We start from the raw sequence: 25,534 nt of genomic DNA, 5'->3' as shown, positions 1-25,534 counted from the left end.
GCTGAAATAAAGTGTATAAATACCTGCGAAAATTCCGAAACATCAAAACAAAAAGTGCCTGGCAGATTGAAATAATATCTGTCGGGTGCTTTTTGTTTATTTCTGTTGACACAATTACACACCAGTTAGTATAATTTGGGACGTAATACCTTTTAAAAGTATTACGTCCCAAATGAACAAAAAGGATGTGATTTCATGCGTGTGATCGCCGGAACCGCGCGGAGCCTGCAGCTGAAAACGCTGGACGGGCTTGACACCCGCCCCACAACGGACCGTATAAAGGAAACGCTTTTCAATATGCTGGCCCCCTATCTCTATGACTGTATTTTTCTGGATCTTTTTGCCGGCAGCGGCGGGATCGGGATCGAGGCCCTGAGCCGGGGAGCCATGGAGGCTGTCTTTGTGGAGAAGAATCCAAAAGCCATGGCCTGCATAAAGGACAATCTGAAACATACTCACCTGGAGCGGAAAGCTCTCACCATCTCCTCCGATGTGATGACAGCCCTCTACCGGCTGGAGGGGGAGAAACAGTTTGACTACATTTTTATGGATCCCCCCTACAACCAGGAGCTGGAAAAGCAGGTGCTCACCTATCTGGCTGAGTCCGATCTTCTGGCGCACCAGGGCGTGATCATCGTGGAGGCCGCAAAGGATACTTCCTTCGACTATCTGGATGAGCTGGGATTTCAAATCATAAAAGAGAAAGTCTACAAGACGAATAAGCACGTCTTTATAGAGCCCTCGGGGAGGAAAGAAATATGTTAAGAGCGGTTTACCCGGGCAGTTTTGACCCGGTCACATTCGGACATCTGGACATCATTACACGATCCGCAAAACTGGTGGATGAATTAATCGTCGGAGTATTGGTAAATAACGCAAAAAGTCCGTTGTTTTCCGTAGAAGAACGTGTTAAAATACTAGAGAAAACAGTGGAAAATCTTCCAAATGTAAAAGTCATTCCATTTGAGGGACTGCTGGTAGAATTTGTGAGAAAAATGGAAGCGCAGATGGTGGTGAGAGGACTTCGTGCCATCACAGATTTTGAGTACGAGCTTCAGATGGCCCAGACCAATCACAAGCTGGAGCCGGATCTGGAGACGATCTTTCTGACCACCGGCCTGGAGTATTCTTATCTGAGCTCCAGCACAGTAAAGGAAGTAGCCGCTTTCGGGGGAGACATCTCACAGTTTGTACCTGATATCGTAATAGAGCGGATGCAGGAAAAAATGGATAAAAAAGGAGAGTGTAAATTATGAGCAGCCGTATTGAACAGATTATCGAAGAGATCGAGGAGTACATCGACAGTTGTAAATTTCAGCCTCTGTCCACCACAAAGATCATTGTGAACAAGGATCAGATAGACGAGCTTCTCCGTGAACTCCGTATGAAGACACCGGATGAGATCAAGCGCTATCAGAAGATCATTGCAAATAAAGACGCCATTCTGGCTGATGCGCAGGCCAAGGCAGACAGCATGCTCCAGGAGGCACAGATCCAGACATCTGAGCTGGTCAGCGAGCACGAGATCATGCAGCAGGCCTATGCCCAGGCAAATGAGATCGTGACAGCCGCCACAGAGCAGGCACAGCAGATCCTGGACAACGCCACCAACGATGCCAACGACATCCGCATCGGGGCTATGCAGTACACAGATGACCTCCTTGCCAACGCGGAGAGCATCATCGGCCACACGCTGGACAGCTACACGACAAAATATGACGGCCTTGTCAACTCCCTCCAGGAGTGCTACGACATGGTACGCAACAACCGCTCCGAGCTGGAGATCCCGGATCAGTCCGCAAGAGGGCTGGAAGCCGAGTACGGAACACCGGAGGAGCCGGTAGAGGCCTATGAGGAAGACAGCATCGAGCTGGAGTAAGAAATCCTGCCTCGTATACTCCTGTCAGAACATACACAGATAGAGGATGCACATACAGCTGGTCACCACTGCGGTGACCAGCTTTTCTATGAGATAGACGGATATTTTCAGGCCAGTGCCCTGGATCATACTGTAGGTCTGTGCAGACGCGCAGAATCCGCCAAAAGATGTAAGAGCCATGATCAGCACCCACCGCACCGGGAAGGCCGCCTCCAGCCCGGAGAGCATAGGAATGCCGGCTGTGATCTCCAAAAATGAAAAGAGACACACGGATGCAGTCCCTCCGGTTCCCGGGAGCAGAAAGGCCAGCTCTGTGCAGACAGAAAAGAGCATAATATACCCTCCCACACGGGTGATGGAATCAAAACTGTCCATGATACAGCGATCCAGTACATCAAAGGAAAAAAAGGTGCGTCTCCCTCCGATAGGACTCTTAAATCTTCCGGCAGCGTCCAGGCTGTCACCGTATTTTTTTCGGAGGATCCTGTAAAAAAACTGGCTGCACACAACCGGAGACAGAAAGAGAATGGCCACAGACGGGACAAAGTAGGCAGTCCTTTCAATATTCTGCATCACCACGTAGCTTACAATAAACATGGGACTTGTATTGTTGCAAAAAGACAGCAGATACCCTGCCTCATCCCTGCAGATCTTTCCCTCCTTCAAGAGATCTGCCGTCACCTTTGCCCCCATGGGATATCCGCAGAGAAATCCGGAGAGGACCGCAAAAGCCCCGCACCCCGACACCTTCAGCACCCGCCCCAGCACACCGCCTGCCAGGCGGGAAATATAGTGCACTGCACTTGTGCGCACCATCAGATTGGCAGCGATCATAAAGGGGAGAAGGGTGGGAAGGACAGTGCGGAACCAGAGCAGGATCCCCTGGCTTGCCCCCGCAAACACAGGCCCCGGAAAGAGAAGCATGACAAAGAAAAAGAAGATGACTGCCAGTGTGAAGAGGCGGCGTTTCATGGGATGGCACCTCCGGTGCGTAAAAGAAGATCTGGTTTATTTTATGGTGTGGCTTGCATTTTTATGTATTCCGTGACACAATAGAGGAAGACAATCATATAAGACAAAGGAGAGTAATACAATGGCAGTACTTGACAATCTGGAACCAAAAGCAGTTTTTCACTTTTTTGAGGAGCTGTGCAGCATCCCCCACGGGACATTTGACACGAAGCGGATCAGCGATTACTGTGTTCGCTTTGCCGAAGAGCGGGGACTGGAGGTTATCCAGGATGAAGCAAATAATGTGATCATCAGAAAGAACGGAACAGAGGGCTACGAGACAAGTGAGCCTGTGATCATCCAGGGACATCTGGATATGGTCTGCGAGAAGACAGAAGATTCCGATCACGATTTTAAAAAGGATGGGCTTGACCTGTATATTGAGGATGGTTTCGTCAAAGCAAAAAACACTTCCCTGGGAGGAGACGACGGGATTGCTATCGCCATGGCTCTGGCTATTCTGGACAGCAAGGACATTCCTCATCCGCCTCTGGAAGCTCTGTTTACCACAGATGAAGAGACCGGCATGGGCGGTGCTATGGCTGTGGATCTGAGTGTCTTAAAAGGAACAAAACTGATCAATATCGACTCAGAGGAAGAAGGATACCTCACTTGCGGATGCGCAGGAGGGATCACCTGCCGCACCTCATTTGCCCTTAACCGGCAGACCAGCCGCGGACTCTCCCTGGTGATCCGCATTTCCGGCCTGAGAGGCGGACATTCCGGAGCAGAGATCCATATGCAGAAGGGAAATGCCCTGAAGCTCATGGGACAGCTTCTCCATCAGCTGAACCAGGAGACTGGCCTTCAGCTTGTGAGCCTGTCAGGCGGAAGTAAAGAGAATGTCATCGCCATGGACTGCACTGCCTCTGTCCTGGCACCTGCAGGCAGCCTGGAGAAGATAGAGAAAGCTGCACAGGCAATGAAGGAGACATGGGATGTAGAATTTATGGGAGAAGAGCCCGGCCTTAAAGTGACGGTGGAAGAAGCAGGGGAGAAGGAGCTGGAGGCTGCTGCACCGGAGCGGACCACACAGGTCATTGACTATCTCTATCTCATGCCCAACGGCACACAGGATTACAGCCGCGGACTTGCAGGGCTGGTAGAGACTTCTCTCAATCCCGGTGTCATGTCCGTGAAAGACGATGTCCTCACTATATGTACCCTTGTCAGAAGCTCAGTAGACAGCAAGAAGGAGGCACTGCAGGAAAGACTGCGCACTCTTGCAGCTCTCTTCGATGCTGATTTTACAGCAGACAGCGACTATCCGGGCTGGATGTACAAAGAGCACTCACCTCTTCGCGAGATTATGGTAGATACCTACAAAGAGATGTACGGCGAGGATCCAAAAGTCATCACCATCCATGCCGGTCTGGAGTGCGGCCTGTTCCTTGGCAAGCGTCCTGATCTGGACTGCGTATCCTTTGGCCCGGACATTCTGGATGTGCACTCTGTCCGCGAGAAACTGGATATCGCCTCCACAGAGAGATGCTACGACTATCTGAAGGCCGTTCTTGCCAAATGCAGATAGTACACGACTAAAATACCTGTAGTCATTCATATAGTAATACAAAAAGGAGTTTTGCATTGAGACAAATAAAAGCCGGAAGGCTGCTCCTTCTTGTATTACTATTTTCTTTTTTCTGTGTTCTCGGGATCGGATGTCTTATGGAGAAAGGGCGACAGAACACGCTGGCCTTAAGAACCATCTCATCTGCCTCCTATCGAAAGGACTTTTTCTCCCCCGGCATGCGCAAGGACCAGACCCTTCTCTCCCGGGAGTGCAGAACATTCCTTAAGCAGGTGGAAGAGGACAGCATCTATTTCCCTGTACCTGCGTCCTCCCTGGATCCTTCTCTCACCGTGTCCTACGTAGATTCCTGGATGTACGAGAGAAACTACAAGGAAGGGAACAGCCATGAGGGCACAGATATCATAGCCGCCAGGAACGAGAGGGGAATCTACCCGGTCGTCAGCATATCTGACGGGACCATCACCAATCTGGGATGGCTGGAGCTGGGCGGGTGGAGGATCGGCATCACTTCTCCCCAGGGCGTCTACTATTACTATGCACACCTGGACTCCTACACGGATATCCGTGAGGGGGATACAGTGAAGGCAGGACAGCTGCTGGGATTTATGGGAGATTCTGGCTATGGGCCGGAGGGAACCAAAGGTGAGTTTGATGTTCACCTCCACCTTGGCATTTACTCCTGGGGGACAGGGGAGGAGATCAGTGTAAATCCCTACTATCTGCTGCGATCGCTGGAGGAGCACCGGCTGAAATACCAATATTCTTAGCTGGTGTAATCTGCCCATCTGTGTTATACTTTATCAGATGACTACAAGATAAAAACGGAGGAAAAAGATGAAACTCCCATCTGAGTTTGAAGAGAAAATGAAACGCCTTCTGGACGACGAATTCCCATCATATATAGCCTGTTACGAGGAACCCAGGTATTACGGGCTCAGGGTCAACACAAAGAAAATATCTGTGGAAGACTTTCGCAGGATCTGTCCTTTTAAGATCCGGGAAGTTCCCTGGATTGAAAATGGTTTTTACTATAATGGGGAGGAAGTATCCCCTGCCAGGCACCCCTATTATTTTGCAGGCCTCTACTATCTGCAGGAGCCCAGCGCCATGACACCGGCAAGCAGGCTTCCTGTGGAACCCGGCGACAGAGTGCTGGATCTGTGCGCCGCCCCCGGCGGCAAGGCAACAGAGCTGGGGGCAAAGCTGGGTGGGAGAGGACTTCTTGCCGCCAACGACATCAGCAGCTCCAGAGCCAAGGGTCTCTTAAAGAACATCGAACTTTTCGGTATAGGAAATGTTCTTATATCCAGCGAAGAACCCGGACGCCTGGCAGAGTTCTTCCCCTCGTTCTTTGACAAGATCCTCATTGATGCTCCCTGCTCCGGGGAGGGCATGTTCCGCAAAGACCGGAAGATGGTAAAGGCCTGGGAAGAACACGGTCCCGCCTTTTTTTCAAAGATACAGAAAAATATCATCCTGCAGGCGGCCTCCATGCTGAAGGAGGGAGGCATGATGCTCTATTCCACCTGCACGTTTGACCCGTCGGAAAACGAGGAGGTCATTGCCCACCTTTTAAGAGAGCGGCCGGAATTCCATGTCTGCCCCATAGATCCCTACCAGGGCTTTGCTCCCGGCAGGCCGGATCTGGTCCAGAACGGAGATCTCTCCCTGGCTGATACGGTCCGCATCTTCCCCCACAGGATGCACGGGGAGGGGCATTTCCTGGCCCTGCTCCAAAAGGGAGAGCAGGTATCCGGGCCGGAAATAAAGGAGCCTTTGAAGCGGAGAAACCGAAAGCTGCCTGAGGAACTGGAAAAGTTTTTAGAGAAACTTAAGATAGATTTAAGCCCGTCCAGACTGGATATTCACGGCGAAAGGGTTTATTATATGCCCGAAGGACTTTCTGATATCCGGGGGATCCGTTTCCTTCGGACAGGACTTCTCCTGGGCGAGATTAAGAAAAACCGTTTCGAGCCCAGTCAGGCTCTGGCAATGGCACTCAAAGCAGAAGAATTTGACCAGGTCATCAGCCTGCCCTGCAGTGATGAGCGGGTGGTCCGCTATCTGAAAGGTGAGACCCTGGACGTGGAAGATCTGGTCTCCCCGTCGCAGAAGGGCTGGCATCTCTTCTGTGTGGACGGGTATCCTCTCGGCTGGGGTAAACTGGCCGGCGGAACTCTAAAGAACAAATATCTGCCAGGCTGGAGATGGCAGTCCGTATGATGAGATTAGATAAATACCTGGCCGACATGGGTGAGGGTACCCGCCAGGAAGTAAAAAAATATATCCGCAGAGGCTCTGTCACCGTCAACGGTGAGCTGGTCCGCTCCCCGGAGCGCAAGGTGGATGAAAGAGACCAGATCTGCCTGGATGGGAGAGAGGTCTCCTACGCGGCGGAAGAGTATTTCATGCTCAACAAGCCGGCTGGGGTTGTATCCGCCACGGAAGACAAAAGAGACCGGACCGTCCTGGACCTGATCCGGGAAAAGAAGAGAAAAGATCTCTTTCCGGTAGGGCGCCTCGACAAAGATACAGAGGGACTCCTTCTGATCACCAATGACGGCGCTTTATCCCACAGACTTCTGTCTCCGAGACACCATGTGGACAAGACCTACTACGTGGAGGTGCAGGGTCATGTGACGGAGGAAACCAGGGCAGCCTTCCAGAGAGGGGTCAATATCGGCACTGAGGAGGAACCCTTGGTCACTATGCCCGCCAGGCTGGAGATACTTGAGGCAGGACAGTCTCTGTCCCGGGCGCGCCTTACCATACGGGAGGGAAAATTCCACCAGGTGAAGCGGATGTTCCTTTCCCTGGGGATGGAGGTAAGCTATCTGAAGCGGGAGTCCATGGGCTCGCTGCGGCTGGATGACAGCCTTGCCCCGGGCGAGTACCGCCCTCTCACTGAACATGAGATCAAGAGGTTAAAAGAAGAATGAAACAGGGATTTTTACCGATTTGCAGAAAAGAGATGGAGGACAGAGGATGGAGCCAGCCGGATTTCGTCTATGTGTCCGGGGACGCCTACGTGGATCACCCCTCCTTTGGCCATGCCATCATCACAAGACTTTTAGAGTCCCTTGGATATAAAGTGTGCATCCTGGCTCAGCCGGACTGGCGGAAGCGGGAGAGTATCATGGAGTTCGGGGAGCCACGGCTGGCTTTTCTAGTGTCAGCGGGGAACATGGACTCCATGGTCAACCACTACACAGTGGCAAAGAGAAAGCGCCGTACAGACGCTTTCTCTCCAGGCGGCGTCATGGGAAAACGCCCGGACTACGCTGTCGTAGTGTACTGTAATCTGATCCGGCAGGTGTACAAACACACGCCGGTCATCATCGGGGGCATTGAAGCCAGCCTGCGCCGTCTCGCCCACTATGACTACTGGTCCGACACATTGAAGCGGTCCATTCTGCTGGACTCAGGAGCAGATCTTATTTCCTACGGAATGGGTGAGCGGTCCATCGCAGCCATTGCAGAAGCGCTGGATGCCGGTCTCTCCATCCGGGATCTCACCTATATCGATGGGACTGTGTGCAAGGTGCGGGATCTGTCCAGTGTCTACGATCCTGTGATCCTGCCTTCCTACGAAGATCTGAAAAGAGACAGGATAAACTACGCCAAAAGCTTTTATACCCAGTACTGCAACACAGATCCTTTTTCCGGCAGGAGGCTGGTAGAACCCTATTCCGATCACTGCTTTGTGGTCCAGAATCCGCCATCCAAACCTCTCAGCCAGGAGGAGATGGACCAGGTATACAGCTATCCATACATGCGTACCTGGCATCCGTCCTACCAGGAGGCAGGGGGAATCCCCGCCATCCAGGAAGTCAAGTTCTCCCTTGTCAGTAACAGGGGATGCTTTGGAGGCTGCAGTTTCTGTGCGCTGACATTCCACCAGGGTCGTATCCTCCAGACGAGGAGCCACGAGTCCCTGCTTTCAGAGGCACGGCAGATGACACAGGATCAGGATTTCAAAGGATACATCCACGATGTAGGAGGCCCCACCGCCAATTTCCGGCAGCCCTCCTGCAAAAAACAGCTGACAGAAGGCGTATGCAGCAGAAGGCAGTGCCTTTTTCCAAAACCCTGTAAAAATATGGAAGTCAGTCATAAAGACTACGTAAAATTATTACGGAAACTAAGAGAAGTGCCTGGTGTCAAGAAAGTGTTCATACGCTCCGGCATCCGCTTTGACTATGTGATGGCTGACAGAGATGACACTTTCTTAAGGGAGCTGTGCATGTACCATGTGAGCGGACAGCTGAAGGTGGCGCCGGAGCACATAGCAGATCCTGTACTTCAGAAAATGGGAAAACCGGAAAACAGTGTCTACCAGTCTTTTGTTCAGAAATACGAGAAGATCAACCGACAGCTCGGGAAAAAGCAGTACCTTGTCCCTTACCTGATGTCCTCCCATCCCGGCTCCACGCTGAAGGAGGCCATCGCCCTGGCAGAGTACCTGCGGGATCTGGGCGTGATGCCGGAGCAGGTCCAGGATTTTTATCCCACCCCCTCCACCATTTCCACCTGCATGTACTATACAGAAGTAGATCCCAGGAATATGGAAAAAGTCTATGTGCCGAAAAATCCGCATGAAAAGGCTATGCAGCGGGCTCTGATCCAGTTCCGGGATCCGAAGAATTATGACCTGGTCCTGGAGGCCCTGAAGCGTGAGGGGCGGATGGACCTGGTAGGATTTGACAGAAAATGTCTGATCCGGCCCAGGAAGCCAAAAGAGAAGGAGAGCGGCATTGTCCAGAAAAAACCGCGCAAAAATCCGTCCGCATCTGGTCCAGCGGAGAGAGGGGCCAGAAAAAGCGGAAAGAAAAAGACAATCCGCAATATACATAAAAAGAAAGCCTGACAGCCAGGGAAAGTTGTAACACGCAGACAAGTATAGATAATTGATAAAGAAGGGATTTATATGAAAACAGCGATTGTTACTGGCGCTTCCTCCGGACTTGGAAGGGAGTTTGCCAGACAGATACCGAAGTTCTACCGGAATCTGGATGAGATATGGCTCATCGCCCGCAGCAGCGACAAGCTGGAACAGCTCAGAGAAGAGCTGACACGGGAGAGCGGCATCTACTGCCGCATCTACGACAGCGATCTCACCAGGGATTACATCTACTACCATCTTCAGCGGGACCTGGAGGCACTGAAGCCGGATATCCGCATGCTGGTCAACAGTGCCGGGACCGGGTGCAATGCCCCGGTCTCCCAGTCAGACACCGATACCCTGACAGGGATGATCCAGCTGAACTGTGTGGCCCTGACCCATCTGACCAGCCTTTGCCTCCCCTATATGAACAGGGGAAGCCGCATCGTCAATATGGCCTCCGCTGCCGCATTTGCACCCCAGCCCGGGGCAGCGGTGTACGGAGCCACAAAATCCTACGTGCTCAGCTTCAGCAGAGCCCTGGGGCGCGAGCTGGCTGACAAAATGATCTTTGTCACTGCCGTGTGCCCCGGACCTGTGGAGACAGCTTTCTTCCGGACAGCCGGAGATCCGGCAGGCGGAGCCAGAAAGAAGCTTATGGCCCAGCCCGGAAAGGTCGTGAGAAAAGCTCTGTCTGACGTGAGGAAGCGCCGCAGGGTGTCTGTCTATGGCGCAGCCATGCAGGGAGCGCGGACTGCCGCCAAGATCGCTCCCGACAGACTGACCGACTGGTTTATGAACAAAATGAATACAAGGAGTCTGACTTAAGATGAAGATTGAAAAAGGAACACCTGGCTATCTGAACGCCAGAAAAATACGGCTTTTACTGCTCACTCTCCTGGAGTTTGGCATCGTGATCGCCCTCCTGGTACTGGGATACATGCAGACCGGCACTAAGCTGAATCTGCTTACTGTGGTAGCCATCGTGGGCTGCCTGCCTGCCTGCAAAATGATGGTGGGTCTTATCACCGTGCTGCCCTACAGGACTGCTGACCAGGAAAAGGCGGCTGAGATCCAGGACAAGGCACCTCTTCTTACCACAGCTTTTGACCTGGTCATCACCAGCCGTGAAAAGATCATGCCCGTGGAGGCAGTGGTCATCTCCGGCAATACAGTCTGCGGCTATGCCCCCAACAAAAAGACTGTCCCGGAGGAGGCAGCCAGACATATTAAGAACATCCTGGAGGAAAACCGTCTGACCAAGATCACCGTAAAGATATTCTCCGACTACACGCCCTTTCTAACACGGGCAGAAGGGCTGAACAGCATTGCTCAGGTGGAGCAGAGCGAACACAGGAAAAGAGAGAACCGGATCCGCCGGATCCTTCTCAATATCTCCATGTAGGAAAGCAAGAGACATGCAGGAATTAAAGATAACAGAAAACGAAGCAGGACAGCGCCTGGACAAATTTCTTGCCAAATATATGAAAAAGGCGCCCAAAAGCTTTTTCTATAAAATGCTCAGAAAAAAGAATATCGTCCTCAACGGAAAGAAGGCAGCCGGAAGCGAGAAGCTGTCCTCAGGCGACGTGGTGCGCCTCTTCCTCTCCCAGGAGACCATTGACCAGTTTTCAGAAGAAGCCCCTGCTTCAAAAGAGAAGTCTCTCCCGGGGAAAAGAGGAGATTTCCGCCTGGGAAGGGGAAACATTGTCTATGAGGACGACCACATTCTTCTTTTAAACAAACCGGCCGGCCTACTGTCCCAGCGAGCGGACAACAAGGAGTGGTCCATGACCGAGTATGTGACCGACTACCTGCTCACAACCGGGCAGCTTACAAAAGAGGAGCTCCGCACGTTCCGACCTTCTGTCTGCAACCGGCTGGACAGGAATACAAGCGGTCTCATCGCCGCGGGAAAGAGCCTGGCAGGCCTGCAGGAGCTGAGCCGTCTTTTTAAGGACAGGACACTGAAAAAATATTATCTGTGTCTGGTCAGCGGCCGGGTAGAAAAATCTATGCGCATAAGGGGATGGCTGCAGAAGGATGAAAAGACAAACAAGGTCTCCATCCACGCACAGAAGCGGGGACCAAAAGATCTCTTTATTGAGACCGAATACCGGCCGGTCGCCCTGTACAGGGACACCACACTGCTGGAAGTCCACCTTGTGACCGGACGCACCCACCAGATCAGGGCTCACCTGGCAGGGACAGGGCACCCCATTGTGGGAGATTACAAATACGGGGACAGACGACAGAATGACCGGTGGAAGAGAGACTGGGGGCTTGACAGCCAGCTCCTCCACGCGTACCGTCTCGTCTTTCCGGATCTTTCCGGCCCCCTTTCCTACCTGTCCGGAAAGACCTTTGAGGCGCCCCTTCCGGATCTTTTTTCCAGCATTCTTAAAGAAGAGGGGGAAAAGTAGACATGGCAACATGGAGCACAAGAGGACTGCGGGGTTCGGAGCTGGAGGATATCATCAACAGGACCAATGAGCGGTATGCAGAAAAGAATATCGCTCTGATCCAGAAGATCCCCACCCCCATCACTCCGGTCCGCATGGATAAAGAGCACAGGCAGATCACCCTGGCCTATTTCGAACAGCGCAGTACCGTAGATTACATCGGCGTTGTCCAGGGGATCCCCGTATGTTTTGACGCAAAGGAATGTGCGGAGACCACCTTCCCTATCCAGAATATCCACGAGCACCAGGCCGTTTTCATGGAGCGCTTTGAACGACAGGGCGGGGTGGCCTTTCTCCTCATCTATTTCAGCGGGGAGAACAGAGCCTACTATATGAGATTCGAGGAGCTTCTGAAATTCTGGAACCGTTCCCGGCAGGGGGGACGGAAAAGCTTCCGCATAGACGAGCTAGACCCGCGCTTCTTTATGGATATGAAGGCAAATGTCTATCTGCCTTACCTGGATCTTATGAACCTGGACCTGTCTATGAGGGACGAACTTGACAATACATAAAAAAGTGCGTATAATTGCAAAAGAGTTTTAGTGTTTTACCACGGTAAAGTGTGAGGAGGATTTTCATGAAACAGTTACTACATACACCGGAAGGAGTCCGTGATATATATAATGTAGAGTGCGGCAAGAAGCTGTCTTTGGAGAGCCGTCTGCACAAAGTGCTGCAGCTCTATGGCTATCACGACATCCAGACACCTACTTTTGAATATTTTGATGTCTTCCGCAAAGAGATCGGCACCATCCCCTCAAAAGATCTGTACAAGTTCTTTGACAAGGAGGGGAACACGCTGGTGCTCCGGCCGGACATCACCCCCTCCATCGCACGGGCAGCCGCCACACTTTTTGGAGATGAGGATCTTCCTATCCGCCTCTGCTACACAGGGAATACCTTTGTCAACCATTCCAGCTATCAGGGACGGATGCGTGAAAATACCCAGATGGGCGCCGAGCTGATCGGTGTAGATACAGTGGAGGCTGACGCTGAGATGCTTGCCATGGTGGTGGACTGTCTGTCCTCCATCGGTCTGCGGGAGTTCCAGGTCAGTGTGGGCAACGTGGATTTCTTCCAGAGCCTGATCGAGGACGCCTCTCTGGACGCAGAATCAGAGAGACGGGTGCGCGAGCTGATCGGGAACCGGAACTATTTCGGCGTGGAAGAGTATCTGGACAGCATCCAGGTGCGCAGAAGTGCCAAGGAGGCTCTCTCTGGTCTGGGCGACCTGTTCGGAGGAGTGGAAGTTCTGACCAAGGCCCGGAATATCGCTCCGAACTCCAAGGCTATCATGGCTGTGCGCCGCCTGGAGCTGATCTATGAGATATTAAAAATATACGGAGCAGAGAAGTATATCAGCTTTGATCTGAGCATGAGCGGCACTTACGGATACTACACCGGCATTATTTTCAGGGGATACACTTTTGGCACAGGGGATGCCATCGTAAAGGGCGGACGCTATGACCATCTTTTGGAAAAATTCGGGAAAGAGTCGCCCTCCATCGGTTTTGCCCTGGTCATCGATGAGCTGATGAAGGCTCTCACAAGGCAGCATGTGCGGATCACATACTCCCGCAAAAACAATTTGATCCTGTATGACAAGGGAATGGAAAAGTCAGCTATCGAGCTGGCAAAAGAATTCCGGGATAAGTTCAAAAACACAGAGCTTCTCTGCAAAGAGCCGGGAAAGACTCTGGACGACTACAAAAAGTACGGAAAGAAATACTATGCCGGAAGCCTGATCTACATACAGGAAGACAGGCAGATCTTAATGGTCAACCTTGTCACAGGGGAGGAGAAGGTTGTAGGCAGTAAAGAACAGGAGCAGTAATTATGAGATATCTGACATTTGCCCTGGGCAAGGGCAGACTTGCAAAACATACACTGGAACTTTTTGAGAAGATCGGCATCACCTGCGACGAGATGAAGGACGAAAATTCCAGAAAGCTCATTTTCACAAACGAGGAGCTGAAACTCCGCTTTTTCCTCTCTAAGGGACCCGATGTGCCCACCTATGTGGAATATGGTGCGGCAGATATCGGGGTCGTAGGCAAAGACACGATCCTGGAAGAGGGCCGCAAAGTCCACGAGGTTATTGACCTTGGATACGGCTCCTGCAGGATGTGCGTGTGCGGCCCACTGAAGGCAGCGCCCCTGCTGGAGAACCACGAGATCATCCGTGTCGCCACAAAGTATCCCAATATAGCCAAAGATTATTTCTACAACACAAAACACCAGACTGTGGAGATCATCAAACTGAACGGCTCCATTGAACTGGCTCCCATTGTTGGCTTGTCAGAAGTGATCGTTGATATTGTGGAGACCGGGTCCACCCTGCGGGAGAATGGTCTGACAGTCCTGGAGGAGGTGTGCCCTATCTCCGCACGGATGATCGTGAACCCTGTCAGCATGCGCATGGATAGCGATCGGATCAGGGATCTCATCACCCGGCTGCGGACCGTGATCTGAGGCCCCTGTATTTGCGGAAAGCATACAGCCCGGACATAGCGGGCATACAAGTATTGGAAAGAAGGGATTGTGAACATGAGGATACAGAAACTGGACAGCCACACAAAGAGAAATCTCCTGGAGGATTTTTTAAAGAGAAGCCCCAATCAGTACGGAGAGTACGAGGCAGGAGTAGCCCGTATCCTGGAGGATGTGAGGATCAAAGGAGACGAAGCGCTGTTTGCGTATACAGAAACATTCGACCATGCCAGCATAAATGAGCAGAACATCCAAGTGACAGAGGAGGAGATCCGCGAGGCCTATGAGCTGGCCGGAGAGGAGCTTGTCTCCATCATCCGCAAGGCACTTGCCAACATACAAAGCTACCACGAGAAGCAGCGGCAGTACAGCTGGTTTGACAGTAAACCGGACGGCACCATCCTGGGTCAGAAGGTCACTGCTCTGCAAAGGGTGGGGGTCTATGTCCCCGGCGGGAAAGCCGCTTATCCTTCTTCCGTTCTGATGAATATTGTTCCCGCCAAAGTTGCCGGGGTGGAGGAGATTGTCATGGTGACTCCTCCGGGCAGAGACGGAAAGGTGAACCCCAATACACTGGTAGCTGCCCACGAGGCAGGCGCAGATGTGATCTATAAAGTGGGAGGCGCTCAGGCAGTAGGCGCCCTGGCCTACGGCACATCATGTATTCCCAAGGTGGACAAGATCGTGGGACCGGGAAATATCTATGTCGCCCTTGCTAAAAAGGCGGTCTATGGACACGTCAGCATTGACGCCATCGCAGGCCCCAGTGAAATCCTGGTCATTGCAGATGAAAGTGCGAATCCCCGGTATGTGGCGGCAGACCTTTTGTCCCAGGCAGAGCACGATGAACTGGCCAGCGCCATCCTTGTCACCACAAGCGAGGAGCTGGCAGAAGCGGTGTCCAAAGAAGTGGACGGATTTTTGCAGGAGCTCTCCAGAAGCGAGATCATTCGGAAATCTCTGGACAATTATGGCTATATCCTTGTGGCTGAAAGCATGGAGGACGCCATTGACATTGCCAACGAGATTGCGTCAGAGCATCTGGAGATTCAGACCCGGAATCCCTACGATGTGATGACCCGGATCCGCAACGCCGGCGCCATCTTTATCGGAGAGTACGCCAGCGAGCCGCTGGGTGACTATTTTGCAGGGCCCAACCATGTGCTTCCCACAAACGGGACAGCGCGGTTTTTCTCGCCCCTGTCTGTAGACGATTTTATCAAGAAATCAAGCATCATCGGCTACTCCCGGGAGGCACTTGAGAGGATACACACGGACATTGAGGCTTTTGCACAGGCTGAACAGCTGACAGCGCATGCCAATTCCATCAAGGTCCGCTTTGAAGATAAGGAGGCGTAATACAGATATGGACAGGAAAGCTACAATCAGAAGAACCACAAAAGAGACAGATATAGAAGTCACCATCTGCCTGGACGGTACCGGAAAGACAGATATAGAGACCGGCATCGGCTTTTTCGACCACATGCTAGACGGTTTTGCCCGTCATGGCCTCTTTGACCTGACTGTGAAGGCTGCGGGAGACCTGGATGTGGACTGCCATCACACGGTAGAGGATACAGGCATTGTACTTGGAAGCGCCATCCTGGAGGCTCTCGGCGGCAAGGAGGGGATCAAGCGATACGGCAATTTCCTGCTGCCTATGGACGAGACCCTGATTCTGTGCGCTATCGATCTGTCCGGTCGCCCTTATCTGAACTATGACGCTCCTTTTACAGCAGAGAGGATTGGAGATCTGGACACAGAGATGGTGAGAGAATTTTTCTATGCTGTCTCTTACAGTGCGAAAATGAACCTGCACCTGAAGGTGCTGGACGGCATAAACAACCACCATATCGCCGAAGCGATCTTTAAAGGCTTCGGAAAAGCCCTGGATATGGCGGTATCCGTGGACCCCCGCGTTGAGGGCACCTGGACCACAAAGGGCACTTTATAGGAAAGGAAGAGGGAAGAGAAATGAGTTATAAAAGACTGATACCCTGTATCTTTATCGACTCCGGCAAGGCAGTTCGCTGGTTCGACGACCACACGGTACTGAGCGACGATGTCATTTCCCTTGCCAAGTATTACAGCGGGCACGGCGCAGACGAGCTTCTTGTATTTGATCTTTCAGAATCTGACGAAGATCACGATGAGGCCATTGATTTGATGAAAAAGATTAACCGTGTCATCCACATTCCCATGGTAGCCGGCGGAAACGTCAAGCGCCAGGAAGATATCAAGAAGATCCTCTATACAGGCGCAAAGAGGGCGTTGCTGAATTTCTCCAAGGCAGACAACCAGAAGCTGATAGAAGATGTATCCAAGCGTTTTGGAAAGGAGAAGATCGCTGTCTCACTGAACGACTTTGACGCTCTCTTCAAGCACCAGCATCTCATCAATGAGTACGCCAGCGAGCTGGTGTTCATGCATCGTTTGGATCTGAATTCTGTGATCAATGTGACAGATATTCCCTGTGTCGTGCTGACAGACACCATGGAGGAAAGTGAGCTATTTAAGATCCTGAAGTGCTCCGGCGTCCGGGGACTCTCTGGAAAATATGTGAGTCAGACAGACATGGATTTCTCCGCCTTCAAGAAAAAATGTGAGGAGGAGCAGATCCAGATGACCTCCTTTGAGAGCATGATGGATTTCTCTGAGTTTAAGACAGACGCAAGCGGGCTGATCCCGGTCATTGTGCAGCACTACAAGACCCAGGAAGTGCTGATGCTGGCCTACATGAACGAGGAGGCATTTGACCAGACCATCAAGACCGGACGGATGACTTACTACAGCCGGAGCCGCCAGTGTCTCTGGGTGAAAGGCGAGACAAGCGGACACTTCCAGTATGTCCACTCCCTGACCATCGACTGTGACAAGGACACACTTCTTGCCAAGGTAGACCAGGTAGGCGCCGCCTGCCACACCGGCAACCCCACATGCTTCTTCCAGCCTCTGGTGGGCTCTGACTACGACGAGACAAACCCGCTCCAGGTGTTTGAGAGCGTCTACGATACGATCGTGGACAGAAGAGACCATCCAAAGGAAGGTTCCTACACAAACTATCTCTTTGAGAAGGGGATCGACAAGATCCTCAAGAAGGTGGGAGAGGAGGCCACAGAGATCATCATTGCGGCCAAGAACCCCAACCCGGAAGAAGTAAAATACGAGATGGCTGATTTTCTCTATCATGCCATGGTGTTGATGGTAGAGCGGGGCGTCAGCTGGGAGGACATTGTAAAAGAGCTGGCAGACAGGTAAAGTGATAAAAATGATAAATATAGAAAAAACCTCATGGGCATTTTTCGCCTCATGAGGTTTTTTCTCTGTCTGACATTTTTCCGGTCAGATGTCAGGGCATCTGGATAGGTGCTGCCTTTTCCCTGGCCTGCTCCAGATGTTCCAGCAGTTTGTCCAGCTTCTCGTCCATCCTCTCCATCTCATCTTTGTCCACGTTGTAGTTGAGGAAGAGATTTTCCAGAGCCTCTGCAAACTCCGCACCTTTCTTTGAGATTTCGATAAATTTGTCGAAATTGCTGCTGTGCTCTGCATTGCGGAACCTGGACAGATCCTTTTCAATGAACTCGGCAATCTCTGCCGTGTTGGCATACTTTCCCTGCACCATGGCGTAGGGCCGCATTCTCTGGAGAAAATATTTGTCTCCCCGGGTAATGTTGAACACGTAAGATACAAGCAGGCCTTTCTCGAGTTTAAAATCCACTATGTACATATTACTGTTTACAAAAGTGATATTAGACGCGCCCATCTGCCTGAGCTGCCAGTCGACAATATCCCCGCTTACTGTGTTTTTGTTCATACAAGATTCTCCTTCCTTTGTTCCTGCAGACGCTTATGCAAAACGAAGCAGCAGATAAACTGTACTGATCAGGATTGAAATAAGCATCAGTGGAAATCCTGTTTTTGTGTACTGCATAAAGGTGATCGGATAGCCGTTCTTTGCGCTGACTCCCGCCAGTACCACATTGGCGCTGGCTCCCACCAGTGTACCGTTTCCGCCCAGACATGCGCCCAGGGAGAGCGCCCACCACAGCGGGGTCACATCCACGCCGCCGCTTTCCATTGTGAGGATCAGCGGAATGAGCGTTGCCACAAAGGGGATGTTGTCCAGGAAAGACGAGATGATCGCTGACACCCAGAGGATAATGACAATGCCCAGGGCCTCGTTATTTCCTATGAACTCCATCATCAGCTCTGCCAGTGAGGTGATAACGCCTGACTTCTGCATGCCGCCCACCACAACAAAGAGTCCGATAAAGAAGAGGATGGTGGACCACTCAACGCCAAGGATGATCTCCTCTGCATCCTGTTTTCCAAAGACCAACATAAAGCCTGCAGCAAAAAGAGCTACTGTTGCTGACTCAACCTGCAGCTGTGAGTGAAAGACAAACCCGATCACAACCACTACAGTCATTATAACACTTTTTATCAGCAGCGGCCTATCTTTGATGGAGCGGTTTTCGTCCAGCTCCATTACTTTATGCATGTTCTCCTCTATCACACTGATCTGGCCCCGGTACATAAAATAGTAGATCAGTACAGTCACTGCCAGGATGATCACAATAACACTTCCTGTATTGACCACAAAGTCCATAAAGCTCAGGCCCGCCGCACTGCCGATCATAATATTTGGCGGGTCACCGATCAGCGTGGCTGTACCGCCGATATTGGACGCCATGATCTGAGACAGAAGATAGGGGATGGGGTTCACCTCCAGCATCTGTGTGATGGCAATGGTCATAGGACCAATCAGAAGTACGGTCGTTACGTTGTCAAGGAAAGCGGACAATACCGCTGTAATAATGGCAAACACGACCAGTATGGCCATTGGGCGTCCTTTCGTAAGCTTTGCCGCCTTGATGGCGACATACTCAAACAGTCCGGAGTTCTTGACGACTGCCACAAAGAGCATCATCCCCACCAGAACGCCGATGGTGTTGATATCCACGTATGTCGTGGCCTCATCGACCGACAGCACGTGAAAGAGCAGAAGAATGACCGCTCCTGCCATGGCGGCGACAGCGCGGTGCATTTTTTCAGAAATGATCGCAGCCATGACGAGTAGAAAGACAATGACTGAGATCACTGCTTCTGTATTCATCTTTTGTTACCTCCTAGTAAAAAAATGTTCAGTTCAGATGGTATTCTACTCTTATTTCCTTGTTTTGTAAATATAATTTTCTAAATATTATTTTAAATGTCAAACTTTTAACACAATTGTTTTCGAATTTTGATTTTCCTTTATTTTCATACCTTGCATTTTGCTGGCACAGTGCTATAATAACAGATATGGAAGCATAGCTCAGCCGGGATGAGCGTTCGCCTCACACGCGAGAGGTCATGGGTTCGAGCCCCATTGCTTTTTGTCTTTTTTCATTTTTCTCAAAGAACTCCAAAGTATATATACAAAATATGATTTTACACAGAATTTACAATTAATTATAGGAGTCAGATATTTAATTTTTCCTCTCTCAGTGCTATTATAAAAGAAACGAACGTATTAGAAACAGTAAACATTTATCCACTTCGGACGACCAATGTTCATCTGACAGAAAATTGCTTGCAAGCCGCCCGTTTAGCGGAAAATCTGTTCGCGCTTGTTTACTATAATTATGGAGGGATATGAAATTATGAAGAAACAGGCAATGAAAGCCACCACTGCCATAGCAATGGCGGCAGTGGCAGCTTCTTCCGTAGCAGCTCCTGTGGCATAGGTTGTTCAGGCGACGGATGAGGCGGCGAACTATGATGAAGCGAAAACAAACCTTGAAAAAGCACAGACATAAAATGCAAAGGCTGATAAAGCTGAGAAAGATGCAAAAGTAAATTACGATACTGCCAAAAAAGAGGCCGATGATGCCATGCAGGCAGCCCTTGATGCAGTAGACACGAGCACAAATGCTGTGACAGAGGCTAAGGCTTAGTTTGATAAGGCAAAAAGTGATGCCGACAAACTGTTCGTTGATGCAGGCCTTTTGCAGGATGCAAGCCAGGAAAATCTTCTGGCCGCCCAGGCTGATTATGACAAATTCGCCAAAGAAGAAGAGGATAAACAGGCGGCCACCGTCAGTCTGGATAAATCAGCAACAAAAGCTGCCCGGACAGGTGACAACACACCAATCATCGCATACGCCGCGGCCGGTGCACTGGCGCTTGCAACCGTTGCAGTAGTAAGACCGAAAGTAAAGTTCAAAAAACAGAAATAAGACAGGCCTTAGATTTTATAAATCCCCGGAGGCGGACATGCTTCCGGGGATTTAGTTTTAACTGTGAGCTTCAAAGTTGTTTACAAAATACCCGCCCCCAATTATACTGAAGGTATCATATTGTAACAGTTACAAAGGTACGTTTATTTCTGAAGAATAGGAGTGAAGGCAGTCTTGAAAAAACAGCCCGTTTACTATCCGTATTCTCCTGTCTGTGCCTGGTAGGCGGAACAGCAGCCTGCGCAGCAGGATGTCAGGGGACAGACATTCCCAAATCACAATTAGAACTGACTATAACGCAGGTTCCTGTCGTATCAGACTCAGAAATTGCGCATCTTTTGCTTGTTATAGACTATTATTGGAACGTCACTCCGGGATCACTTAGCTCGGATCTGGTCACTGTAAACTGGGATCCTGCCTGCTTTACGTTCGATGACTCATCTGAATACAAAGTGACAAACATGGTTTATAATGTCTCTGACAGAATGTATTATCCTTTCAACTACCAGTCTACCCCCAAAAGAGCCGGGCTTGGAAGTCTATCTTTTGAAGCCGGATTAAGGAATCCACGTATCTCACCCAAAGTCACCTCGCGTCCTAACGGAAGCGCCTTTATCTATTTTGTTCCCAGAACGCCTTTATACACAGACGATCCTATTACCTGCAATTTCTCGGTGGAATACAAACACGGCTCCAGAGAAGAGACGAAAACCATTACATTTACGTTTACGCCCGGGACGGATTTATGACAAAAATGAAAGTAAGCAGCTATGATCATCAATTCGACTTGGGGGGCGACATTGCATCACGACCGGAGATGACAAATACTATATAAGCATAACCTCCGTATAGGCCATACTATGTTCTTTTTTGATATTTAACTAAATCAATGGATTTCCGCCCGAAATTATTCTGTGGATAATTGGACGCCCGTTTACATTGATGATGCAAGTGCGTGCCAAATCAAAAACAGTCATTATCCTCGTCCTTTCTGCATACATATAGAATGATCCGCAATACGGAAGGAAAGAAGAGCAGATGCAGATGGATAGAAGTGACACTGAAAAAAGAAGACGCAAGCTTCTTGCCCAGACAAGAAGTCTGTACAGCGAAAGGCACTCTGCCCCGGCTGTCCATCCAAGATACCGCAATGCCTACAACAGCATTTACGGAGACAGGGAGGACGAAGAACCTGCTAGCACCTTCGGCCTCCGCGTGGTTTTCTGCTGCCTGCTCTTTATCGGTTTTGTCATGATGGACAATTATGACCTCAAAGTGGCGGATGTCAGCAGCAGCCAGATCACGGAGGCTGTGAAAGATGGGGTAGAGGTGCAGGCCGTGTGGCAGGAGCTCCAGAACTTTGCCGGACAAAAGGATGCTCCGTAAAAAGCGCCTCCCGCAGAGAAGACTAGATAAAGAGCTCGTTCCCCTTGCGGACAGAGCAGATCTCTTTCAGCCGCGCAGCAAGTCCGGCCACCTTTTCACTGTCCGCTTTTCTTGCTTTCTGCGGGCAGACTGCCACACATTTCATACAGGAGATGCATCGTGTTTCATCTGTCTGGTCCGGATGTTCCTTTGAGATCGCACGGACCGGACATTTTTCTGCGCACAGGCCGCAGCCGGTGCAGGCCTCCCCTGCCGCAGGCACCATGCTGGCAGCTTTCGCCTCCTTGTAGGGGCGGTTTCCCGGCACAGAGACAGACATCTCCTCACCACAGGCCAGTTTCTCTTTGATCTTTTGCGCAATCCCTTTTAACTCTTTTCGATCTTCCGCGTCAGGGCGCCCTGCGGCATACCGGTGCATGATAGAGTGTTCCGCAATGGCAGCCACGGCGGCAGTCACGGCAAAGCCGCAGACATTTGCTCTATCCTGTAGTTCCACCAGTGTGTCCTCATACGCTCTGTTTCCATATACACAGACAAGGACGCATTTCATCCCATCGGCACGGATATGGCCAAGACGCTCTGCGGCCAAAGCCGGGACGCGTCCTGCGTAGGAGGGAACTGCGATCAGAGCCAGGTCCGCCTCTGGAAGTGAGATGGCCTCCCTGGCATCCAGTCCGGGATCTGCCAGATCCACCCGGCACACTGTATGCCCCCATTCCTCTGCCAGAAGATCGGCCACCTTCTGCGTCCCGCCTGTGGGGCTGAAAACAATCTGTAAAATCTCCATGAAACATTCCTCCTTTGATTCAGATGCCCTCTGCACAGTAAAGGGTACTGTAATCGATTATATAGATGCGGGCGGTGCGATGTCAACTTTGCGTTGCCTGTTTCCAGGGCAGTTTTCCTCCCGTTTTTCAGGAAACGGGAGGCTTTTTATTTGCAGATCTTAAATAAAATTTGAAAATCTTTCCGTAATACGTTAAACTACTAATGTTTACAAGGTACAGCAGACCTTTATGAAAGCACAGAAAACAGGAGTATATATGAGAAAATTAGCGTTAGATGATGAAATATTATTGAAAATCGAAAAACCTGCCCGCTACATAGGCGGGGAGATCAATTCGGTGATGAAGGACAAGGAGAAGGTAGCCATTCGCTTCGCTATGGCCTTTGCTGACTGCTACGAAATTGGTGAATCCCACCTGGGAATGAAAATCTTATATGACATGTTCAACCGCATGGAGGATGTATGGTGCGAGCGTGTGTATTCCCCCTGGACGGACCTGGATGCGATTATGCGCCAGGAGAAGATCCCGCTCTTTGCCCTGGAATCCCAGGATCCAATAAAAGAGTTTGATTTTCTGGGCATCACCATTCAGTATGAGATGTGCTACACTAACATCCTGCAGATACTGGATCTGTCCGGTATCCCCCTTCTTTCATCCGAAAGAGGGGAGGGCTGCCCCATCGTCATCGGAGGCGGCCCCTGCGCCTATAATCCGGAGCCCCTGGCAGACTTCTTCGATCTTTTCTATATCGGGGAGGGTGAGACTGTCTACCGGGAACTCCTGGACGCCTACCGTGAGAACAAGAAAGAAGCCGGCAGCCGCAGAGACTTTCTTATAAAGGCGGCTCAGATCGAGGGAATCTACGTCCCCTCTCTCTACTCCGTCACATACAAGGAGGACGGGACCATCGGCTCCTTTACACCGGATCATCCCTGTGCCCCGGCCGTAATAAAGAAACAGGTGGTTATGGACATGTCTGAAACCACTTACCCGGAGCGGCCCATTGTCCCCTTCATCAAGGTAACCCAGGACCGGGTGGTGCTGGAGATCCAGAGAGGATGTATCCGGGGCTGCCGTTTCTGCCAGGCAGGCATGCTCTACCGTCCTGTGCGGGAGCGGAATGTGGAGACCTTGAAAGAGTACGCATACAAAATGCTGAAAAATACCGGGCATGAGGAGATTTCCTTAAGTTCCTTAAGCTCCAGTGACTACACCCACCTGGAAGAGCTGGTCACATTCCTTATCGATGAGTTCGGTGGAAAGGGGATCAATATCTCCCTGCCTTCGCTTCGCATCGACGCCTTCTCCCTGGATGTCATGGGGAAGGTGCAGGATATAAAGAAGAGTAGTCTCACCTTTGCCCCGGAGGCAGGCTCCCAGAGAATGCGGAACGTGATCAACAAAGGACTGACAGAGGAAGATATCCTGACAGGGGCGGAGCAGGCCTTCCAGGGCGGCTGGAACAAGGTGAAGCTCTACTTCATGCTGGGACTTCCCACGGAAGAGAAAGAAGACATGGAGGCCATCGCTGTCCTGGCGGACAAGGTGGCGCGGAAATACTACGAGATCCCCAAGGATCAGCGCAACGGAAAATGCCAGATCACAGCCAGCTCCTCCTTCTTTATTCCAAAGCCCTTTACCCCCTTCCAGTGGGCACGCATGTACAGCAATGAGGAGTATATTTCCCGTGCAGCCACCGTAAAACATGCATTCCAGAACCAGCTCAACAGAAAAAGCCTCAAGTACAACTGGCACGATGCGGAAGTCACCGTACTGGAGGGCGTGCTGGCAAGGGGAGACAGGAGAGTGGGCCCCGCCATACTGGAAGCTTACAGATCCGGCTGTATTTACGACGCCTGGAGCGAGAATTTTGACTATGAAAAATGGCTGAAAGCCTTTGAAAAGACAGGCGTGGACATCGCCTTTTACAACGAGAGGGAGAGAGACGCAGACGAGATCTTCCCCTGGGACTTTATCGATATCGGCGTGACAAAGCAATTCCTGCGAAGAGAATGGGAGAGAGCCATGAAAGGCGAAGTCACACCAAACTGCCGGCAGCAGTGTTCCGGCTGCGGCGTGGCAAAGTGGAAAGGAGGGGTCTGCATTGAAGGTAAGAATTAAATTTCGCAAATACGGCATCCTGCGTTTCATCGGACATCTGGATGTCATGCGCTACTTCCAGAAAGCCATGAGAAGGGCCGACATCCCCATCGCCTTTACAGGAGGCTACAGCCCACATATGATCATGTCATTTGCCCAGCCCCTGGGCATCGGCCTGACAAGTGACGGGGAATATATGGACATCGAGCTGACAGATTCTATCTCCTCCGCCAAAGCGGTGGAAGACCTGAATGCTGTTATGACTGAAGGCATGGAAGTTGTCAGCTTCCGGCAGATCAGCGATGACAAAAAAAGCAGCGGCATGACCATTGTGGCCGCCGCAGATTATCTTGTCACACTAAGAGGCGCGGACACGGGCGCCGCATTCTGGCAGGAAAAGCTGGGAGACTTCCTGGCTCAGCCCTCCATCCTTGTCATGAAAAAGACAAAACGCAGCGAAAAGGAAATGGACATACGTCCGCTGATCTACGAGGCTTCCATCACGGAAAACGGGCTGTTCTTGAAACTTGCCGCCGGAAGCGCGGACAACCTGAAGCCGGATCTGGTAATGGATACCTTCTATAACTGGGCGGGAATGTCCCCGGAGCCCCTTCACTTCCACCGTCTTGACCTGTTCGCCAGGACAGAGGACGGCTTTATCACTCTGGAGGACGCAGGGCACAACATCCAGTAGAACTTCAGAGCTGCCAGTATGCCCTGCAGGAATCTACCGGTATGCCCTGACGGAAACAGACGTTGCGCAACTGCCTGCCAGGGTGTT

The 25,534-nt window shown here is 51.1% G+C and carries 25 protein-coding genes and 1 tRNA gene; 22 read left to right on the top strand and 4 right to left on the bottom strand.

Going from position 1 to position 25,534, the window contains the following annotated elements; translation table 11 throughout:
- Window positions 1-195 precede the first annotated feature (195 nt).
- Genes rsmD through Q5911_RS06330 form a run of 3 tightly spaced genes read left to right on the top strand, consistent with a single transcriptional unit; the run spans window position 196 to window position 1,879 of the window.
- Complete coding sequence (gene rsmD / locus Q5911_RS06340; protein ID WP_226394029.1) at window positions 196-765, top strand: 16S rRNA (guanine(966)-N(2))-methyltransferase RsmD; 570 nt, start codon at window positions 196-198, stop codon at window positions 763-765.
- A complete protein-coding gene (coaD, locus tag Q5911_RS06335) occupies window positions 759-1,256 on the top strand; it encodes a pantetheine-phosphate adenylyltransferase (protein ID WP_076777434.1) in 498 nt (165 codons plus the stop codon). Before rsmD ends, coaD begins: the two co-directional genes overlap by 7 nt.
- Window positions 1,253-1,879, top strand: coding sequence for an ATPase (locus Q5911_RS06330; RefSeq protein ID WP_076777433.1), 627 nt, complete (start codon window positions 1,253-1,255; stop codon window positions 1,877-1,879). The genes coaD and Q5911_RS06330 overlap by 4 nt, the downstream gene beginning before the upstream one ends.
- Window positions 1,880-1,903: 24 nt before the next feature.
- Here Q5911_RS06330 and Q5911_RS06325 read toward each other — a convergent pair whose 3' ends face one another.
- Window positions 1,904-2,851 carry a transporter gene (locus tag Q5911_RS06325; RefSeq protein ID WP_303181777.1) on the bottom strand — a complete coding sequence of 316 codons (948 nt, stop codon included), beginning with the start codon at window positions 2,849-2,851 and terminating at the stop codon, window positions 1,904-1,906.
- A 121-nt stretch (window positions 2,852-2,972) separates the two neighbouring features.
- On the opposite strand from Q5911_RS06325, the gene Q5911_RS06320 reads away from it, so the two are divergent.
- The 14 genes from Q5911_RS06320 (at window position 2,973) to hisIE (ending at window position 17,516) form a co-directional block, all read left to right on the top strand.
- The gene (locus tag Q5911_RS06320; RefSeq protein WP_303181775.1) at window positions 2,973-4,421 is read left to right on the top strand and encodes an aminoacyl-histidine dipeptidase; all 1,449 of its coding nucleotides are present in this window, start codon (window positions 2,973-2,975) and stop codon (window positions 4,419-4,421) included.
- A 56-nt stretch (window positions 4,422-4,477) separates the two neighbouring features.
- Complete coding sequence (locus Q5911_RS06315; protein ID WP_303181773.1) at window positions 4,478-5,191, top strand: M23 family metallopeptidase; 714 nt, start codon at window positions 4,478-4,480, stop codon at window positions 5,189-5,191.
- Between the two features lie 67 nt (window positions 5,192-5,258).
- Window positions 5,259-6,647, top strand: a complete 1,389-nt coding sequence (locus Q5911_RS06310; protein ID WP_303181771.1) for an RsmF rRNA methyltransferase first C-terminal domain-containing protein — start codon at window positions 5,259-5,261, stop codon at window positions 6,645-6,647.
- The gene (locus tag Q5911_RS06305; RefSeq protein WP_303181769.1) at window positions 6,644-7,363 is read left to right on the top strand and encodes a pseudouridine synthase; all 720 of its coding nucleotides are present in this window, start codon (window positions 6,644-6,646) and stop codon (window positions 7,361-7,363) included. The genes Q5911_RS06310 and Q5911_RS06305 overlap by 4 nt, the downstream gene beginning before the upstream one ends.
- Window positions 7,360-9,291 (top strand): YgiQ family radical SAM protein, encoded by a 1,932-nt coding sequence (locus Q5911_RS06300; protein WP_303181767.1) that lies wholly within the window; start codon window positions 7,360-7,362, stop codon window positions 9,289-9,291. Before Q5911_RS06305 ends, Q5911_RS06300 begins: the two co-directional genes overlap by 4 nt.
- Window positions 9,292-9,351: 60 nt before the next feature.
- Window positions 9,352-10,134 (top strand): SDR family NAD(P)-dependent oxidoreductase, encoded by a 783-nt coding sequence (locus Q5911_RS06295; RefSeq protein ID WP_303181766.1) that lies wholly within the window; start codon window positions 9,352-9,354, stop codon window positions 10,132-10,134.
- Window position 10,135: 1 nt separating this feature from the next.
- A complete protein-coding gene (locus tag Q5911_RS06290) occupies window positions 10,136-10,711 on the top strand; it encodes a hypothetical protein (protein ID WP_303181764.1) in 576 nt (191 codons plus the stop codon).
- Window positions 10,712-10,724: 13 nt separating this feature from the next.
- Window positions 10,725-11,729 (top strand): RluA family pseudouridine synthase, encoded by a 1,005-nt coding sequence (locus Q5911_RS06285; RefSeq protein ID WP_226394038.1) that lies wholly within the window; start codon window positions 10,725-10,727, stop codon window positions 11,727-11,729.
- A 2-nt stretch (window positions 11,730-11,731) separates the two neighbouring features.
- Window positions 11,732-12,280 (top strand): Holliday junction resolvase RecU, encoded by a 549-nt coding sequence (locus Q5911_RS06280; RefSeq protein ID WP_076777423.1) that lies wholly within the window; start codon window positions 11,732-11,734, stop codon window positions 12,278-12,280.
- Between the two features lie 65 nt (window positions 12,281-12,345).
- Window positions 12,346-13,602 (top strand): ATP phosphoribosyltransferase regulatory subunit, encoded by a 1,257-nt coding sequence (hisZ, locus tag Q5911_RS06275; protein ID WP_226394039.1) that lies wholly within the window; start codon window positions 12,346-12,348, stop codon window positions 13,600-13,602.
- A gap of 2 nt (window positions 13,603-13,604) precedes the next feature.
- On the top strand, window positions 13,605-14,240 hold the full coding sequence (gene hisG / locus Q5911_RS06270; RefSeq protein ID WP_303181759.1) for an ATP phosphoribosyltransferase: 636 nt from the start codon (window positions 13,605-13,607) through the stop codon (window positions 14,238-14,240).
- 75 nt (window positions 14,241-14,315) lie between these two features.
- Window positions 14,316-15,617 (top strand): histidinol dehydrogenase, encoded by a 1,302-nt coding sequence (hisD, locus tag Q5911_RS06265; RefSeq protein ID WP_303181758.1) that lies wholly within the window; start codon window positions 14,316-14,318, stop codon window positions 15,615-15,617.
- Window positions 15,618-15,624: 7 nt separating this feature from the next.
- A complete protein-coding gene (gene hisB, locus Q5911_RS06260; protein WP_226394041.1) occupies window positions 15,625-16,212 on the top strand; it encodes an imidazoleglycerol-phosphate dehydratase HisB in 588 nt (195 codons plus the stop codon).
- Window positions 16,213-16,232: 20 nt separating this feature from the next.
- Window positions 16,233-17,516: a bifunctional phosphoribosyl-AMP cyclohydrolase/phosphoribosyl-ATP diphosphatase HisIE gene (hisIE, locus tag Q5911_RS06255; RefSeq protein WP_303181757.1), complete on the top strand. Its 1,284-nt coding sequence runs from the start codon at window positions 16,233-16,235 to the stop codon at window positions 17,514-17,516.
- Between the two features lie 91 nt (window positions 17,517-17,607).
- Here the strand turns inward: hisIE and Q5911_RS06250 are convergent, their stop codons facing one another.
- Both Q5911_RS06250 and Q5911_RS06245 read right to left on the bottom strand, forming a co-directional pair.
- Window positions 17,608-18,072, bottom strand: a complete 465-nt coding sequence (locus Q5911_RS06250) for a hypothetical protein (RefSeq protein WP_076777417.1) — start codon at window positions 18,070-18,072, stop codon at window positions 17,608-17,610.
- 33 nt (window positions 18,073-18,105) lie between these two features.
- Window positions 18,106-19,374: an ArsB/NhaD family transporter gene (locus Q5911_RS06245; RefSeq protein WP_303181756.1), complete on the bottom strand. Its 1,269-nt coding sequence runs from the start codon at window positions 19,372-19,374 to the stop codon at window positions 18,106-18,108.
- A 190-nt stretch (window positions 19,375-19,564) separates the two neighbouring features.
- On the opposite strand from Q5911_RS06245, the gene Q5911_RS06240 reads away from it, so the two are divergent.
- The 3 genes from Q5911_RS06240 (at window position 19,565) to Q5911_RS06230 (ending at window position 21,865) form a co-directional block, all read left to right on the top strand.
- Window positions 19,565-19,638: transfer RNA gene (locus Q5911_RS06240), tRNA-Val, on the top strand.
- Between the two features lie 610 nt (window positions 19,639-20,248).
- Window positions 20,249-20,479 (top strand): hypothetical protein, encoded by a 231-nt coding sequence (locus tag Q5911_RS06235; RefSeq protein WP_303181755.1) that lies wholly within the window; start codon window positions 20,249-20,251, stop codon window positions 20,477-20,479.
- Between the two features lie 1,038 nt (window positions 20,480-21,517).
- Window positions 21,518-21,865 (top strand): hypothetical protein, encoded by a 348-nt coding sequence (locus tag Q5911_RS06230; RefSeq protein WP_303181754.1) that lies wholly within the window; start codon window positions 21,518-21,520, stop codon window positions 21,863-21,865.
- 22 nt (window positions 21,866-21,887) lie between these two features.
- On the opposite strand, the gene Q5911_RS06225 is transcribed toward Q5911_RS06230, so the two are convergent.
- Window positions 21,888-22,652, bottom strand: a complete 765-nt coding sequence (locus tag Q5911_RS06225) for an EFR1 family ferrodoxin (protein ID WP_303181753.1) — start codon at window positions 22,650-22,652, stop codon at window positions 21,888-21,890.
- A 256-nt stretch (window positions 22,653-22,908) separates the two neighbouring features.
- On the opposite strand from Q5911_RS06225, the gene Q5911_RS06220 reads away from it, so the two are divergent.
- Entirely contained in the window at window positions 22,909-24,774 is a 1,866-nt protein-coding gene (locus Q5911_RS06220; RefSeq protein ID WP_303181752.1) for a TIGR03960 family B12-binding radical SAM protein, read from the top strand.
- Window positions 24,758-25,447, top strand: a complete 690-nt coding sequence (locus Q5911_RS06215; RefSeq protein ID WP_226394049.1) for a TIGR03936 family radical SAM-associated protein — start codon at window positions 24,758-24,760, stop codon at window positions 25,445-25,447. The genes Q5911_RS06220 and Q5911_RS06215 overlap by 17 nt, the downstream gene beginning before the upstream one ends.
- Window positions 25,448-25,534: the final 87 nt, after the last annotated feature.

The sequence above is a fragment of the Lachnoclostridium phocaeense genome, from assembly GCF_959599685.1.
Taxonomy (GTDB): domain Bacteria; phylum Bacillota; class Clostridia; order Lachnospirales; family Lachnospiraceae; genus Claveliimonas; species Claveliimonas monacensis.
Note: the sequence above shows the minus strand (reverse complement) of the source record. Positions and strands in the feature narration are given on the sequence as shown.